This window comes from Rhodococcus sp. USK10, assembly GCF_019378875.1.
In the GTDB taxonomy this organism is placed as follows: Bacteria; Actinomycetota; Actinomycetes; order Mycobacteriales; family Mycobacteriaceae; genus Rhodococcus_F; species Rhodococcus_F pseudokoreensis.
The window spans coordinates 5,814,166-5,829,761 of record NZ_CP076048.1 but is presented as its reverse complement, the minus strand read 5'-3'; the positions used below and the strand labels follow the sequence as shown (position 1 = coordinate 5,829,761).

At 67.6% G+C, this 15,596-nt stretch carries 13 protein-coding genes and 1 pseudogene; 7 read left to right on the top strand and 7 right to left on the bottom strand.

Annotation, left to right across the window (positions count from 1 at the left end; genetic code table 11):
• Positions 1 to 43 precede the first annotated feature (43 nt).
• Positions 44 to 1,297, bottom strand: a complete 1,254-nt coding sequence (purD, locus tag I1A62_RS34025; protein ID WP_219456683.1) for a phosphoribosylamine--glycine ligase — start codon at positions 1,295 to 1,297, stop codon at positions 44 to 46.
• Between the two features lie 55 nt (positions 1,298 to 1,352).
• Entirely contained in the window at positions 1,353 to 3,287 is a 1,935-nt protein-coding gene (locus I1A62_RS34020; RefSeq protein WP_219456682.1) for an FAD-dependent oxidoreductase, read from the bottom strand.
• Between the two features lie 105 nt (positions 3,288 to 3,392).
• Between I1A62_RS34020 and I1A62_RS34015 the strand changes: the two genes are divergently transcribed.
• The 6 genes and pseudogenes from I1A62_RS34015 (at position 3,393) to I1A62_RS33990 (ending at position 9,811) form a co-directional block, all read left to right on the top strand.
• Complete coding sequence (locus I1A62_RS34015; protein WP_219456680.1) at positions 3,393 to 4,088, top strand: alpha/beta fold hydrolase; 696 nt, start codon at positions 3,393 to 3,395, stop codon at positions 4,086 to 4,088.
• Positions 4,089 to 4,173: 85 nt separating this feature from the next.
• The gene (locus tag I1A62_RS34010; protein WP_124395664.1) at positions 4,174 to 5,211 is read left to right on the top strand and encodes an ABC transporter substrate-binding protein; all 1,038 of its coding nucleotides are present in this window, start codon (positions 4,174 to 4,176) and stop codon (positions 5,209 to 5,211) included.
• Positions 5,208 to 5,984, top strand: a complete 777-nt coding sequence (locus tag I1A62_RS34005; RefSeq protein ID WP_219456678.1) for an SDR family NAD(P)-dependent oxidoreductase — start codon at positions 5,208 to 5,210, stop codon at positions 5,982 to 5,984. The genes I1A62_RS34010 and I1A62_RS34005 overlap by 4 nt, the downstream gene beginning before the upstream one ends.
• Positions 5,985 to 6,133: 149 nt before the next feature.
• Complete coding sequence (locus tag I1A62_RS34000) at positions 6,134 to 7,300, top strand: ABC transporter ATP-binding protein (RefSeq protein WP_124395666.1); 1,167 nt, start codon at positions 6,134 to 6,136, stop codon at positions 7,298 to 7,300.
• Positions 7,300 to 9,001, top strand: a pseudogene (locus I1A62_RS33995) (ABC transporter permease). The gene I1A62_RS34000 and the pseudogene I1A62_RS33995 overlap by 1 nt, the downstream one beginning before the upstream one ends.
• 45 nt (positions 9,002 to 9,046) lie before the next feature.
• Positions 9,047 to 9,811, top strand: a complete 765-nt coding sequence (locus I1A62_RS33990; RefSeq protein WP_124395667.1) for an SDR family NAD(P)-dependent oxidoreductase — start codon at positions 9,047 to 9,049, stop codon at positions 9,809 to 9,811.
• Positions 9,812 to 9,892: 81 nt separating this feature from the next.
• On the opposite strand, the gene I1A62_RS33985 is transcribed toward I1A62_RS33990, so the two are convergent.
• Positions 9,893 to 10,924, bottom strand: a complete 1,032-nt coding sequence (locus tag I1A62_RS33985; protein ID WP_219456677.1) for an NADP-dependent oxidoreductase — start codon at positions 10,922 to 10,924, stop codon at positions 9,893 to 9,895.
• A 201-nt stretch (positions 10,925 to 11,125) separates the two neighbouring features.
• Between I1A62_RS33985 and I1A62_RS33980 the strand changes: the two genes are divergently transcribed.
• Entirely contained in the window at positions 11,126 to 11,941 is an 816-nt protein-coding gene (locus I1A62_RS33980) for an IS5 family transposase (protein ID WP_219461289.1), read from the top strand.
• Positions 11,942 to 11,968: 27 nt separating this feature from the next.
• On the opposite strand, the gene I1A62_RS33975 is transcribed toward I1A62_RS33980, so the two are convergent.
• The 4 genes from I1A62_RS33975 to I1A62_RS33960 form a co-directional block, all read right to left on the bottom strand.
• Positions 11,969 to 12,970 (bottom strand): MBL fold metallo-hydrolase, encoded by a 1,002-nt coding sequence (locus I1A62_RS33975; RefSeq protein ID WP_219461578.1) that lies wholly within the window; start codon positions 12,968 to 12,970, stop codon positions 11,969 to 11,971.
• Between the two features lie 11 nt (positions 12,971 to 12,981).
• The gene (locus tag I1A62_RS33970; protein ID WP_124395669.1) at positions 12,982 to 13,317 is read right to left on the bottom strand and encodes an EthD family reductase; all 336 of its coding nucleotides are present in this window, start codon (positions 13,315 to 13,317) and stop codon (positions 12,982 to 12,984) included.
• A 74-nt stretch (positions 13,318 to 13,391) separates the two neighbouring features.
• Positions 13,392 to 14,000 (bottom strand): TetR/AcrR family transcriptional regulator, encoded by a 609-nt coding sequence (locus I1A62_RS33965; RefSeq protein ID WP_083395629.1) that lies wholly within the window; start codon positions 13,998 to 14,000, stop codon positions 13,392 to 13,394.
• Positions 14,001 to 14,084: 84 nt separating this feature from the next.
• Positions 14,085 to 15,587, bottom strand: coding sequence for a class I adenylate-forming enzyme family protein (locus I1A62_RS33960; protein WP_124395708.1), 1,503 nt, complete (start codon positions 15,585 to 15,587; stop codon positions 14,085 to 14,087).
• Positions 15,588 to 15,596: the final 9 nt, after the last annotated feature.

The following is a 15,596-nucleotide window of genomic DNA, read 5'->3' as shown; positions in this document are numbered from 1 at the left end:
GGATGATCCGGGGGTGCACGCCTGTTTCGACAGTGCTTCGACCTCAGGGAATGGCGATCCGGCCCTCGACCGCGGCCAGCCCGATGTCCTTCCGGAAGTGGCTTCCCGGCAGCTTGATCGCGGAGATCTTGGAGTACGCGTCCGCGCGGGCCGCGTCGAGGTCGGCTCCGACGCCGACCACGCTGAGCACGCGTCCGCCGGCGGAGACCACCTGGTCGTCGACGAGCTTGGTGCCTGCGTGCAGGACGCCGTCACCGTCGGCGCCGGTGATCACGTCGCCGGTGCGCGGGGTCGCCGGGTAGTGCTCGGCCGCGACGACGACGGTCACCGCCGAGCCGTCCTGCCAATCGAGCGGGGCGACCCGGTCGAGCGTTCCGGTGGCCGCCGCGTTCAGCAGCTCCCCGAGCGGGCTCTTCAGCAGCGCGAGAACCGCCTGGGTCTCGGGGTCACCGAAGCGGCAGTTGAACTCGACGACGGCCGGGCCGTCCTTGCCGATCGCCAGCCCGGCGTACAGCAGGCCGCTGAAGGCGCTGCCGCGGGCGACGAGTTCGGCGGCGACCGGCTTCACGACGTCGTCGACGATCTGGGTCACGGTCTGCTCGGGCAGCCACGGGAGCGGCGTGTAGGCGCCCATGCCGCCGGTGTTGGGTCCGGTGTCGCCGTCGCCGACGCGCTTGTGGTCCTGGGCCGGCAGCAGCGGTACGACGGTCTCACCGTCGACGACGCAGAACAGCGACACCTCGGGACCGTCGAGGAAGGATTCGAGGAGGACGGGGTGGCCGTTCTCGAGCAGTTCGGCCGCGTGGTCGCGGGCAGCGTCCCGATCGGTGGTGACCACGACACCCTTGCCCGCCGCGAGGCCGTCGTCCTTGACCACCCAGTTCGGCCCGAAGCGGTCCAGTGCCTCGTCCAGCTTGGCGGGCGAGTCGACGATCTCGCTGTGCGCGGTCTTCACACCGGCGGCGGCCATGACGTCCTTGGCGAACGCCTTGGACCCCTCGATGCGCGCGGCGTCGGCCGACGGGCCGAAGCAGGCGATGCCCGCCGCGCGGACGGCGTCCGCGACACCGAGCACCAGCGGCACCTCGGGGCCCACCACGACGAGATCGGCGTCCAGCGTCTTCGCGAGGGCCGCCACCGCCTCCCCGGACGCGATGTCGACCGAGTGCTGCTCGGCGATCTTGCCGATCCCGGCATTGCCGGGCGCGCACATCAGGGCACTGACACCCGGATCGCGAGCAAGGGCGAGAAGGAGGGCATGTTCACGGGCTCCGGAGCCGATAACGAGTACGCGCACGGGTGTCAGCCTACGGGCCGCGCCAGGCTGCGGCTCCGCCGCCCGTGAGTACTTGTTAACCGCCCGCGGTTAACAAGTACTCACGGGCGACAGCATGGCCTTCGGCGATTGCGTGTGCGACCTTGCGCGGGACGAGCGCGTCGCCGATGACGTGGACCCGCGGGTTGTCGGGCGCGACGAGCGACCAGTCGAGCGAGCGCCGCTCGCCGGCGACGACGACGCGGTCGGCGTCGAGACGGGTCCGCACCCCGGACAGGGTGTTCTCGAACTCGACCGAGCCGTCGGAGACCCCGACGATCGACGACAGCACGCGCACGTCGACCGGTGTGCCCGACAGCCGGCGCAGATACTGCACGCGACCTTCCGCGGGGAGGCCCGAAGCGAAGGCGGCGGCCGGCGTCAGGACCGTCACGAGGCCCGCGCCGGCGGCGAGTGCGGCTTCGACCGAACTCGCCGCGGGCCAGAGCCCGAATCCGTCGTCGACCACGACGACGTGGCCGGCGCCGCGCAGCGGTTCCTCACTCCCGACCAGTGCCTGCGACGTGAGCAGCGATCTCGTTCCTGCCGCTTCGCGGGGCAGCGTCTCCTCGGCCCCGACGGCCAGGACCACGTCGTCGAAGCCCTCCAGCTCGGCGGCACTCACCCGGTGGTCCAGCCGGATCGTCACCCCCGACAGGTTGTCGGAGTAGTAGTCGAGGAGGCGACGCCAGCCGCTGCGGTGAGGTGCGTCCGCGGCAATCGCGAGTTGGCCCCCGATCCGGGCGCGGCCCTCGAAGAGGGTGACGTCGTGGTCGGGTCCGAGCCGCATCGCGCACTCGAGCCCGGCCGGGCCCGCACCGACCACGGCGATCCGACGTCGGTCCGTGGACCGGCGCGTCGGGCCCAGGGTCAGCGGATACGCCGGGCGCGCGGATCGGCCCGGCGGAGCGAGGTCGGGATTGACCGAGCAGAGCAGGACCGGGTCGAACGCCCGGCAGTCCTCGTTGCAGGACACGCAGGGGCGGATCGAGGATTCCCGGCCGGTCAGCAACTTCCGCGGGAAGTGCGGGTCCGCGATCAGCGGTCGTGCCACGCCGACGAGGTCGGCACCCGACTGCAGGGCGGTGTCGATGGATGCACCGGTGCGGAAGGACTGCGACACGAGCAGCGGTGTCGAAGTGGCCGCGCGCAGCCGTCCGACCGCGTCGAGCAGCGGCGGGTCGGTGACGGCCATGTCCCGGACGTAGGTGGTGCGGACGCCGACGGTGACGTTGACGTAGTCGAAGCCGGCGAGGCGCGGAAGGAGCTCACACAGCCCGTCCATGCCGAGGCCGGCCTCTTCTCCTCCTTCGGCGGAGACGCGCACGCCGAGGACGACACCGGGACACGCGTCGCGGATCGCGGCCGCGATGCGGTCGAGGATCCGCACCCGCTGCGAGACCGTCGCGGCGCCCGGGCCGAAGTTGGTGACCGGTGAGAGGAACTGCGCCAGCAGATATCCGTGAGCTGCATGCAGTTCGACGACGGGGAATCCGGCGGACCACGCGTGCACAGCGGAGGTGCGGAAGGCATCGACGATCCCCTCCACTTCCGCGGACGAGAGTGCGCGGGGACGCGTCGGTTCTCGGGGCGAACGGACGACGGTCGGTGCCACGGGATGGCTCCACAATTCGGCGCCGAGCGTCTCGCGACCGAGGTGCACCAGTTGGCACGCCGCGACGGCTCCCTCCTCCGTGATCGCCCGGGCCCGGGCCTCGAGGCCTGCGACGACTTCCGGACGCCAGGCCTCGGTGATGTTGCCGTTGCGGTTGGCCGAGCTCGGTGACACCACGGTGCCGCCGACGATCAGCATCGCCGCGCCACCTGCTGCCCGGCGGCGCCAGTAGTCTGCGTCGCCGGGTAGCGGGACACCGCCCGCGACGGCTCCCGAGGCGTGCGCCGTCCCGACGAGACGGTTGGCCAACGTGACCGGGCCGAGCTGCAGCGGCCGGGCCGCAAGCGGAGGCGTCATGAATGCTCCTAACTGAACTGGATTCACTTCACGCTAGCAGGTGATTGACATCACACGGCAACTTCTTTAGATTCAAACTGATATCAGTTCAATTTGAGGGGAATCATGTCGTTCGTTCTCATCCACGGCGCAGGAATGGGCGCCTCCTGCTGGGACCCGCTCCTGCCGTTGCTCGAAGGCGACACTCTCGCAGTCGATCTCCCTGGACGGGGTACACGCCGGTCCGCCGACCCGCGGTCCGTCACCCTCGCCGACTGCACCGCGGCCGTCGTCGAGGATGTGGAGGCGGCGAACCTCGAGGACATCGTTCTGGTCGCACATTCATTCGCCGGAGTGACGGCCACGCCGGCCATGCCGGCGCTCGCGGGCCGACTACGGCACGTCGTCTTCCTCTCCGCCGTCGTCCCGGCCGACGGCACGCGAGTGCTCGACCAGATCGACCCGGACGTCCGCGCCACAGTGGAAGAGTCGGTACGAGGCGGTGTCTATCGCCAGGATCCTGTGGGCGCCACAGCGATGCTCTGCAACGACATGGACGCCGAGCAGACCGGCTGGATGCTCGACCAGCTGGTCGACGACTCCGCCGCGTTACTCACCGAGTCCGTCGATCTGTCCGGCCTCCGGGCCGACATACCCCGCACCTACGTACGTTTGACGAAGGACGCCTGCTATCCGCCCGAACTGCAGGAGCGATCGGCCGCCGTCGTCGGCGGCGATACCGTCTTTCTCGAATCCGGCCACATGGCCATGGTGACGATTCCCGATCAGGTCGCCGCGCTGCTTCACAGGCTCTCGTCGTAGGCCGTCGGCGCGCATATCCCCTCGCTCCGCAAACGAATACACGGTTTCGCATCCGGCGAACCGATTCCGGAAGGACTTTCATGCCATGAGAAGTGTGCCGATAAAGCTGATGGCGGTCGCGGTGGTCGCCGCGTTCGCTTCCGCCGCCTGCGGATCCGGCGGGTCCGGGGTCAGTCAACCCGTGTCGGGCACGTGGGACGACGTCGTCGCAGCAGCCAAGAGTGAAGGCAGCGTGCTGCTGTACTCGAGCCAGAATCCCGCCAATCTCGAGGCGCTCAAAGTGGCGTTCGAGCAGGAGTATCCCGAGATCTCCCTCGAATATGTCCGGGGAACGGATGCCGACATCAACCCGAAGGTCGAGGTCGAGAATCAGACGAAACGCGGCACGGCCGACGTCCACATGCTCACCGACTCCGCCTGGATCGAGACGGCCGCGGAGTCGGGCACGTACTCGACCGACCTCGTCGGCCCGGCGTTCGACGCGCCGGAGTACGAACCACAGAAGAGCATCATCTCCGACAAGTTCTTCCTGACCAGCGCGGCGGTGTTCTCCCTCGGATGGAACACGACAGCACTTCCCGGCGGCCTGCAGAAGCCGGAAGACCTCCTCGACCCGGCGTTGAAGGGCAAGATCGGCATCGTCAACCCGTCGGGTATCGCCTCCTACGTCGACTTCTACCGCTTCTTCGAAAAGAACTTCGGCCCCGGCTATCTCCAGAAACTCGCCGAACTGAAACCGCGCATCTACCCGAGCGCACTGGGAGTCGCCCAGGCCTTGACGTCCGGCGAGATCGTCGCCACGCCGGTGGTGCAACCGCTGGTGCGGGAGAAGGAATCGGGTGCGCCCGTCGACTGGGCTCTGCCCACGCCGCCGTGGGGAACGCCCTGGTTCACGCACGCCCTGTCGGCGGCGCCGCACCCGAATGCTGCCCAGGTGCTGGCGAACTTCATGGTCACGCCGGCCGGCCAGAAGGCGCTGTCGCTCGGCTACGCGAGCGCCCTTCCCGGCATCGAAGGTAGCGTCGCGCGGGCCCAGGACATCGCACTGCCCAACCCGTCCGATCTGACGCCCGAATCGCTCACCGAATACCAGGCCGACTGGGAAAAGCGATTCATCCAGTGACGTCACACGACGCGCGACTGCGTGACACCTGCGCTCTCGTCACCGGCGCGGCACGAGGGATCGGCGCCGCGACCGCGGAACTCTTCCATGCGCACGGCGCGACGGTGTACCTGTGCGACGTCGACGACGACCTGGGCAACAGTGTCGCGGCGAAACTTGGTGCGAGAGCTCATTATCGGCACCTGGACGTGACCGACGCCGCTGACTGGTCCCGGGTGACCGCCGAGATGGCGGAGCGCGGCCACCCGCTGCGCATTCTCGTCAACTCGGCCGGCGCCGCGTCCAAGGCGTCGATCATGGACACCTCGCTCGCCGAGTTGCGACGCATGATCGACCTCAACCTGGTGGGCACGTTCCTCGGACTGCAGGCCGCGGGCGCCGCGATGACCGCAGGCGGGTCGGTGGTCAACCTGTCCTCGCTGCGCGGCGTCCTCGCGACCGCCGAACTCGGTGCGTACGGCGCGTCGAAGTTCGGCGTTCGCGCCCTGACTCGCGTTGCGGCGCTGGAGTTCGCGGAGAAGAACATCCGGGTCAACGCGGTGTGCCCGGGCAGTATCGACACAGCCATCACCGCGGGCGCCGGCTTCGCCGACGACGACATGGATGCGTATGTGAAAAGCATTCCGATGCAGCGCCGGGGTCTGCCGCTCGAGGTGGCGAAGGCCATCCTGTTCCTCGCGGGCGAGGAGAGCAGCTACGTCACCGGCACCGATCTCATGATCGACGGTGGAAGCTCGGCGGGCGCCAGGACTCCCAAGCTCTCGTCGTCATGACGGACCGGCGGGCAACTCCTTGCCCGCCGGCCATCCCACCGCTACGCTGAAATGAACTGAATTCACTTTATCTCCGGCCGACGCCCCGAACCCGGGAGCCCGGACGGACGCCCTCCCAGACAAACCACTCGCAACCAAGCAGGTGCCAGGTGACATCGCAATTCAGGGTTTCCAACCTGACCAAGACCTTCGGGTCCAATACCATCGTCGACCAACTCGACCTCGACATCGAGGACGGTGAATTCCTCGTCCTGCTCGGCCCGAGCGGTTGCGGGAAGACGACCACGCTCCGCTGCATCGCCGGCCTCGAGACACCCGAGGGCGGGTCGATCACGTTCAAGGACCACACCGTCTTCGACGCATCGGCCCGGATCAATGTTCCGGCGTACAAGCGCAACATCGGCATGGTCTTCCAGTCCTACGCGCTGTGGCCGAACATGACGGTGCGGGAGAACATCCGGTACCCGTTGAAGGTCCGCCGGATGAAGAGCGCCATGGCGTCCGGCCAGGTCGAAACCGCCGCGGGAATGGTGGACTGCGGGGCCCTGCTCGACCGGTATCCCTCCCAGCTCAGCGGTGGGCAGCAACAGCGGGTGGCGGTGGCGCGCGGATTGGTCGCACAACCCGACCTGGTGCTGTTCGACGAACCCCTGAGCAATCTCGATGCACGACTGCGCGATCAGGTGCGGTCCCAGATCCATCAGCTCCACCAACGTCTCGGCTTCACAGCCGTATTCGTCACCCACGATCAGGCCGAGGCGTTCGCGCTCGGAGACCGGCTCGCCATCATGAGGGCGGGCAAGATCGAGCAGTACGACACCCCGGAGCGGGTCTACGAGACGCCGTCCTCCGACTATGTCGCCGCGTTCATCGGCATGGCCAACCGACTCGAACTCGTCCGGCGGCACGAGGGCTGGACGACACGTGCGGGCACCCCGGTAGATCTCGATGCGGCCGGCATCCAGGGCGGACACATCGGCGGCGACGCGGCCCTGGGAAGAATGCGCCCCGACGACCTCGCCCTGCATCGTTCGCTCGACGAGGTCGCCCCGGGCGATGTCGGCCTGACCGGTGAACTCGTCACCTCCGAGTACGGCGGCCGCTATTTCGACGTGACGGTCGACGCCGGCGGTGAGCGGTTGTACCTGCGCGCGGATGCGGCACGGCACGGGTCCTGGTTGCGCGGCGCCGCCACGGGATCTCCTCTGGTGGTCAGCTTCTCCCCCAGCGCACTACGCGTGTTCCCGCACCCCGACGGGCACGTCGATCTGCACGCTCCCGAGCTCGCTCGGGCCGCAGCCCGATCGGAGGCATGATGGCTACCGTCGCCGTGAGCCGCGGCGCGCGGCCGCTCGTCGTCAGCGCGGTGTGGCGGACCCGGCTCGGGTACGGCGCGCTGCTGGCGTTTCTCGCGTACCTCGTCGTGCTCCCGCTGTTCCGGCTGCAGTCGCTGGCGTTCCAAGACGGCGCCCGCGGATATCAGGCCCAGTACGGGCGGTACGACATCGGTCAGACCATCCGGACGACCATCGCCCTCGCCCGTCACGTCGCTCGCCATCGCGATGGTGCTGGGAACGGTGCTCGCGTTCGCGGCCACCAGGCTGCCGCGCCGGCTGAGCTTTCTCCGGATCGTCCCCATCCTGCCCATCGTGATGCCCGCGGTCGCCAACGTTGTCGGGTGGGCATTCCTCCTCTCTCCGGGGCCGGGGTACCTGAACGCACTCCTGCGCAAACTTCCCTGGTGGAACACCGTGGATTCCGGACCGATCGACGTCTACAGCACCCCGTGGATCATCATTCTCACCGGTTTCGGACTCACGTCGTTCGTGTACCTGTTCGTGAGCGCGGGAATGCAGAACATCAGTTCGGAGCACCTCGAGGCCGCACAGATCAGCGGTTCGTCGACGCTCGGGGTGTTCTTTCGCGTCGTGCTTCCCCTGCTTCGCCCGTCCCTGGTGTACGGCGGCGGAATCGCGCTGCTTCTCGGACTGGGCCAGTTCACCGGGCCGCTCCTCCTGGGGCAGAACGCGGGCGTGAAGGTGCTCACCACCGAAATGTACCGCCGTGTGTCGGAGTCGCCTGCGGATTTCGCGGCCGCGGCGGCCGCGGGGTCACCGCTCGTCATCTTCGGAATCGTCGTCGTGCTCGCGCAGAAGATGCTTCTCGGCAATCAGAAGCGCTTCGTCACCCACGGCGGAAAAGCGTTCGCACCGAACACCGGTCGCTCGGTCTGGGCCGCCGCCACGATCTTCGCCTACGCGATTCTCGCACTCGTCGTGCCGCTGATCGGGCTCGCCATCGTGGCGGTGTCTCCGTACTGGTCGGAATCGCTGTCCTGGAATCTGTTCACGCTCGACAACTTCCGGGCACTCTTCCAGACGGCGAGCATCGTCGACTCGGTGTTCACCAGTCTCCTCACCTCCGTCGTCGCAGTGGCGATCTGCGTGCCGATCGGCTATCTCACCGCCACTCTGCTCGTGCGAGGCCGCAAGCACCGGGTCCTGGGGACCATCGGTGACGTGATCACGGCTCTCCCCCTGGGCATTCCGGCGGTGATCTTCGGTGTCGGGTTCCTGCTGACCTACACGCAGCCTCCGCTGATCCTCTACGGCACCAAAGCGGTGATCATCCTCGTGTACGTCGTGCTCATGGTGCCGTTCTCCACCCGGATGCAGATGACGGCGATGCTGTCGCTCGGGGAGACCTACGCCGAGGCGTCGGCGACCAGTGGTGCGAGCCCGTTCGTCACCAATCTCCGGGTGATCCTGCCACTGATGAGACCGACCGTGCTCAGTGCCGTCGCGTTGATGTTCATCCTGCTGACCCACGAGTTCGCCGCCTCGCTGCTCGTCCGCGCCGCCACGACACAGGTGATGGGCACGCTGCTGTTCGACTTGTGGGAGAACGGTTCGTACCCGCTTGTGGCGGCGATGGCGCTGCTCATGACGGCCGTGACCAGCATCGGCGTCGTGTTCGCGATGCTCGTCGGTGGCCGGAACGTGTTGAGCAACCTGTGATATCGGTATGTCCTGCCCGATCCGAACGAATGACGAGGAGTACAGATGAGTGTGGGACCTGACCGGCTTCGCGACAAGGTCGTCCTGCTGACGGGTGCGACCGGTGGAATCGGCGTCGAGATCGTCCGCAGGCTTGCCGACGAAGGCGCCCACGTCGTCGTCACCGATCTCGACGAATCGGCCTGCCACGACCTGCTCCGCACTCTCGCCCGGCCCGAGCGACATGCCGCGCACGCCCTGGACGTCTCCTCCGAGGAGCAGTGGGAGGCGGTCGTCGCGGCCGTCGAGGGGCAGTTCGGCGCTGTGCACGCCCTGGTCAACAACGCCGCCATCGGCAGTGTCGCGACAGCCGAGGACGAAACCCGAGCGCACTGGGATCGTGTGATCGGGATCGGCCAGACCGGCACGTGGCTGGGCATGAAGCATGCCGGCCCCCTGATCGAGCGCAGCGGCGGCGGTTCCATCGTGAACATGTGCTCGATCCTGGGAACCGTGGGTGGCCTGGGCAACAGTGCCGCCTATGCGGCCGCCAAGGGCGCCGTCCGCACGATGACGAAGAACGCTGCCCTGCACTGGGCGAAAGCGGGCGTGCGGGTCAATTCGCTGCACCCGGGATTCATCGCGACGCCACCGCTGCTCGAACGGTGGGAGGGTACCGAGCGTCACCGCGAGATGCTGGCCGGCACGCCGATGGGCCGGCTCGGGCGCGGTGAGGAGATCGCGGCCGCGGTCGCCTTTCTCGCCGGCGACGACTCCACCTTCATCACGGGATCGGAGATCTACGCCGACGGCGGGTGGACGGCTGCCTGAACCCCGGCACACGAACATGGCCTCCGCGCGATGCGGAGGCCATGTTTGCTGTGTGGCCAGGTTTGCTGTGTGGCTGGGTCGTCACCGCAGACGGCACAGTGTCTTTCCCACGGTGCGGCCGCGCAACATCGCGACGATCGCGTCCGGCGCCGACTCGAGACCGTCGAACACGGTCTCCTCGGCCACCAGCCGCCCGTCGCGGAGATAGGCCCCGACCTCGGCTCGCATGTCGCCGAGCAGGTGGTCGTAGGAACCGGCCCGGAAACCCTTCACCGTGAGGCTCTTCGACACGATCTGAAAGAGGTTGTCCGGACCTGCTGCCGCCGTCTCGGCGTCGTAGGACGCGACGGCGCCGGCCATGGCCACTCGGCCTCCCGGCCGAAGGCGATGCAGGGCAGCCCCGAGATGCGTTCCGCCCACGTTGTCGAAATACAGATCGATGCCGTCGGGTGCGGCACTGCCGAGGGCCCGCGTCAGATCCGGCGTGTGGTAGTCGAACGCGGCATCGAGATTCAGTTCTTCCAGCAGGAACCGGACCTTTTCGGTGGATCCCGTGCTGCCGACCACGTAGTGGCCTCGGAGCTTGGCGATCTGTGCGGCGAGGCTGCCGACCGCTCCGGCCGCCGACGAGATCCACACGACGTCTCCGCCTGCGAGTTCACCGATGCAGTGCAGTCCCACGTACGCGGTGAGCCCGGCGCTACCCAGCGCTCCGAGATATGCCTGCGGCGGGTGCTCGCCGGTGTCGAGTCGCGTCACACCACCGGCACCGGCGAGGGTGTCACCGTCCTGCCGGATCACGGCGAACTCACGAAAACCGTTGATGTGCAGCACTGTGTCGCCCGGCGCGAAGCCGGGGGCACGGGACCGGACCACCTCCCCGATGGCCAACCCGGTCAGGGTCTCCCCGATACGGAACGGCGGGAGGTAGCCGGCGGGGCCGGTGGGTCCGAGTCGCATCCTGACGGACGGGTCGATCGACGACCACGAGTTGCGCACGAGAATGTCACCGGGCCCGAGTTCTTCGGGAACCGTCACCACGTCGATGTGAAAGTCCGACGCTACAACCCTCCCCCGGGGATGGCGCGCCAGTGTGAGCTCACGACTCTGCATAGGAATCCTTTCGACTCGGACCACGGAGAAGACTTCGACTCAGAGCGCATCTGAAAACTCGGGGTGATCGGCGTGTGACTGGTGAGGAATGGGTGAACTCCTGGTAGGTCAGTAGGTGCTTACGCCACGACCCGACCAGGAGTTCACTTGCCATCATCGCTCATCGCACTGTGTCCGTCATGCCCTACCCCGGATCCGGGGATCGGGCATCGGTGCGCGGTCTACTCGTCATCCTCGGTGACCGACGCTCAATGGGCGATTCTTGAACCACTGCTGCCTCCACCCGGCAACACCACGGGCAGTGGTGGTCGTCCCGAAAAGCACTGCCGCCGTCTGGTACTTGATGCGATCTTCTATGTCGTTCGAGGTGGGATCGCCTGGCGGCAGTTGCCGACGGAGTTCCCGCCCGCGACCACGGTGTACGCGATCTTCGTCCGCTGGGTCCGGGCAGGAGTGTGGCAGCGGATTCACGACGCGCTACGCGATCGGGTGCGGGTCCAGGGCGGCCGCCACCCGCTGCCGTCCGCGGCGATCGTCGACTCCCAATCGGTGCAGGGTTCCGACACCGTGCCCGGGTCGAGTCGTGGATACGATGCGGGGAAGAAGACGAACGGCCGTAAACGGCACATCGCTGTGGATTCGAGCGGGCTGTTGTTGGCGGTCGTGGTGACGATGGCCGGGATCCAGGACCGGGACGGCGCGGTCCGGCTGCTGGCTGCGATGCGCGCCCAGTGCTCGGCGATTTCTTTGGTCTGGGCCGACGGCGGCTATGCGGGCAGGCTAATCGATTGGGCGAAACATGTTCTGTCCCTCACGGTTCAGGTTGTCAAACGCACCGACGATGTCAAAGGATTCAAGGTTCTGCCCCGGCGGTGGGTGGTCGAGCGGACCTTCGCCTGGATCTGCAAACATCGCCGCTGCGTCCGCGACTACGAGACCAGACTCGACCACCACGAAGCCGTCGTCTACATCGCCATGATCGCGACCATGTCACGCCGACTCGCCCGCACTGCGTGACACGAACCAGAGTTTTCAGACGCGCTCTCAGACGACGGCGAAGACGTCGTGGCCGTCTAGTTGTCGGACGGTGAGCCTGCCGCGGTCGACCAGGGTGTCGAGGTGCGCGAGGGTCTCACAGGTGGCGATCATCTGATTGAACGGGTCGAGCGTGGTGAACGGCCTTTCGCGACGAGTCCACGTGACCACGTGTGCCACCGCGGTCGCGGTCCCCTGCCCGAGCGAGATCAGCGCGTTGCGCATGGCATCGAATCGCTGGTCGTGGTGCGCGAGAAGCTCTTCTACTCGACGGTGCACGCTCGGTGTCGGATCTCCGTGCGCCGGCAGGAGCTGCGAATCGGGGCGGTCGAGCATTCGGGACAGCGAGTCGAGGTAGCGCCCCAGCGGCAGGTCCCACTCGCCCAACTCGAAGCCGATCGACGGCGTGATCGTGGGCAGGACGTGGTCACCACTGAACAGCAGCCCTTGACGCACGTCGTGAAACACCATGTGGCCCTTGGTGTGGCCCGGGGTGTGCACGACGTCGAGCGTGCGCCGGCCGATGCGGAGCGGACCCGCGGCGAGCCAGTGGTCGGGTTCTTCCCAGTCCGAGGGGTGGAACGGTTCCGCGGCGGTCAGCGCCTCGACGGTGTCCGCCAGGACGGGGGCTCCCGCGCGCCGGAGTTCGTGCAGCGAATCCGTCGGAACGTTGCTGCCGAGGGCACCGACCGCCGCCAGACCGTCCGCCTCCGCGACTCCGAGGTGGACGCGTGCACCGTGACGGCGGCGGAGTTCGACGGCGAACGTGTAGTGGTCGCGGTGCACGTGGGTGACGTAGATGTCGTGAATCTGCTCGGTGCTGTGGCCGATCCGGAGCAGTGCCCGCTCCATCTCCTCGAACGTCGTGTCGACTCGCCACCCACCGTCGACGAGGGCCAGGCCGTCCGGGGTCTCGAGGGCGTAGACGTTCACGGCCCCGAGACCGTCGCCGGGCATCTGGAGGGGTACTCGATGCACACCGGGCGCCACTTCGTAGCAGCCCGGTTCCATCCACCCCGCGCTCATGATGTCGCGCTGTCCACTTCGACCATCGTCTTCTCCTCGCCCATGACGAGGATGCGCTTTCCGCGCATCTTGCCGACGTTGTCTACTGCGGCTTGCCATTCCGGGCTGGCGAGCGCGGCATCGAGGTCCTCGCGGGAGTCGAAGCTCAGGATCGACACGCCGTCCCATTCCCGGGACCTGTCGTCCATCGCGTCCAGCACTTCGGTGTGCTGCCAGCGTCGCAGGCCGGGAAGCGGATAGGTCACGTCGGCGTGCTCACCGCGCCACCACTGGATGAACTGCTCGTGGCTCCAGTCGTGCGGACGGGCGGCCAGGACGATCAGGTTGTACATAATCACTCCATTACTGACATGAATTAGGTTCAATTATCGAGAGTGTGCGAAAACCACTCCACGACCGCCGTGGATTACGCGCGGACGATACGCAGGGTGGCGTCGCGAACGTGCCGGTTGAGCTGGTCGAGAGTCATGTCGCCGTCGGGCCGGTACCAGCGCCACACGCTGACGACGAGTCCGAGGACGAGTCGGGCCATCAAACGCGCATCGGCGTCGGCGAAGGCCCCGGCGCCCATCCCCTTCGCGATGAGGAGAGACCACGCCTCTTCGATCGAATTCACCAGCGCCCGTGACGTCTGGCGCTCGGCTTCTTCCTTCTCGGACTGACGGGGTGTGGCCAGCAGATCCATGTGGCTCTGGAGGATCCGGCGCTGCAGGGCGTCACGGGGGGTCGCTTCCAGGGCGCTGGTGATGGCGGCACTCAACGCCTCGACCGGGTCGTCGATGCCCTCGATCGCGGTGGTGAATCGCTCGAGCGACTGCGCCAGTTCGAGACGCATGATCGTCAGCAGGCAGTGCGCCTTGGATTCGAAGTAGTGGTAGAGCGCGGTCTGGCCGATACCGACCTCGTCGGCGATCGACGCCCACTTCGTGTGCTCGAAGCCCACTTCCCCGAAGCGTTCGATTGCGGCCGTGAGGATGAGCCCGCGCTTGGAACGCGGACCATCGCGGAGCGTCATGGCTTCTACGGACACGGGATCCCCATCCATTCGTCGGGTCGGTACCGGTAAGACTACCTGAACTGAGGTCGGGTCGGGTGGAGGTCAGGTGGTCTCGGTACCGGCGAGCAGGCGTGTTGCGAGATCCACCGCATCCGGCCGCGAGAGTTTCCCGACCCGGTTCTGCGGCAGATCGTCGATCGTGAACACGAACTCCGGCCACTTGAACTTGGGGAACTCGATGTCACCGAGGTGTGCAACCACCTCACCGAGGGTAATCGGCGCACCGGTGCTCACGACCAGGGCTGCGGCGCGTTCACCCAGCATTTCGTCCGGCACCGGTACGACGCACACCTGGGACACGGTCGGGATGCGAGCGATGGCGGCTTCGACCTCGTTGATGTCGATGTTGCGGCCCCCGCGGATGATGATCTGCTTCTGCCGCCCCATGACCCGGATGGTTCCGTCGTCCGCGATCTCGACGAGGTCGCCGGTGGGCAGGAACCCGTCCGCGGTGAGTTCGGGCGGCGCGGGAACCCCGGCTCGGGCATAGCCGACGAAGAGGGAGGGCCCGTTGACCTGCGCGTCGCCCACCCGCCCCGGGGGCAGCGGCGCGCCGTGCTCGTCGACGGCTCGGACAACCGTGCCGGGGAACGGCCTGCCGTCCCGTCCCAGGCGTACGGCCGGCTCGTCCGACGGCAGCGGGGTGGTGTGCCCGAGGCACTCGGACATCCCGAACACGCGCAGGAACGTCGTCCCGAGAATCTGTTCGGCGCGACCGAGCGCACCGGCGTCCATCGGGCCGCCGCCGACGGTCATCGCCCGCAGCGAGGTCAGCGCGCCTGCCGCGTCGGGTGCGACGGCCAGCTGAAGCGCCATGGTCGGAACGAGCATCGTCCAGGCGACCTGGTGTTTCCTGACCACCTCGAGGGCGGCTGCAGGCTTCCAGCCGTCCATGCAGACCATGGGCGCGGCCAGCATCGTAGGGAGGTACAGCCCGAAGCAGAATGCGGCCACCGACGACAGCGGAACGAACGCGGCGACCGGGTCTCGGGGTTCGAGGCCGACCGCGTCGATCGTGCAGCGGCAGGCGTAACGGATCGCGGATTCCGACTGCACCACGCACTTGGGGTGTCCGGTCGACCCGGATGTCATCGCGATCGCGATCCCGCCGTTCCACCGGGCGACGTCGCTGACGGGCGTCCTGGACCAGCGCATCGACCAGCCGTCCAGCGCGGTCGCCTCTTCGGAGAAGTGGTCGTCCGAGGCGCCCCAGTGCGCAAGGGACCCGGGGTCGGCGATCACCACGTCGGGTGCGATGTCGTGCAGGGCGACGGCGAACTCCGACGGGGTGGCGTGCCTGCTGAAGACCGCGACGACACCGCCCCGCAAACCGACCGCGAGTGCCGCGGTCAGCGTCCGCCAGCTGTTGTCCGCCTGGACGAGCACGGTGGGCGAACCCCCGCGAGCGGTATCCAGCAGTGCGGCGAGCTCGGTCGCCGCCGCGGCGATGCGCGCGGCAGTGTACTCACCCGAGGCGTCGACGACCGCGATCTCATCGGGCGAACTCTTTGCGCGAGCAACGAATTCGCGAGCCAACTCCCACATCCCGCAATC

Coding starts and splice junctions, on each gene's coding strand:
- I1A62_RS34015 (WP_219456680.1), top strand. CDS start 3,393: ATGTCGTTCGTTCTCATCCACGGCGCAGGAATGGGCGCCTCCTGCTGG.
- I1A62_RS33960 (WP_124395708.1), bottom strand. CDS start 15,587: ATGTGGGAGTTGGCTCGCGAATTCGTTGCTCGCGCAAAGAGTTCGCCC.
- I1A62_RS33985 (WP_219456677.1), bottom strand. CDS start 10,924: ATGCAGAGTCGTGAGCTCACACTGGCGCGCCATCCCCGGGGGAGGGTT.
- I1A62_RS33970 (WP_124395669.1), bottom strand. CDS start 13,317: ATGTACAACCTGATCGTCCTGGCCGCCCGTCCGCACGACTGGAGCCAC.
- I1A62_RS34010 (WP_124395664.1), top strand. CDS start 4,174: ATGAGAAGTGTGCCGATAAAGCTGATGGCGGTCGCGGTGGTCGCCGCG.
- I1A62_RS33975 (WP_219461578.1), bottom strand. CDS start 12,970: ATGGAACCGGGCTGCTACGAAGTGGCGCCCGGTGTGCATCGAGTACCC.
- I1A62_RS33990 (WP_124395667.1), top strand. CDS start 9,047: ATGAGTGTGGGACCTGACCGGCTTCGCGACAAGGTCGTCCTGCTGACG.
- I1A62_RS33965 (WP_083395629.1), bottom strand. CDS start 14,000: ATGACGCTCCGCGATGGTCCGCGTTCCAAGCGCGGGCTCATCCTCACG.
- I1A62_RS34020 (WP_219456682.1), bottom strand. CDS start 3,287: ATGACGCCTCCGCTTGCGGCCCGGCCGCTGCAGCTCGGCCCGGTCACG.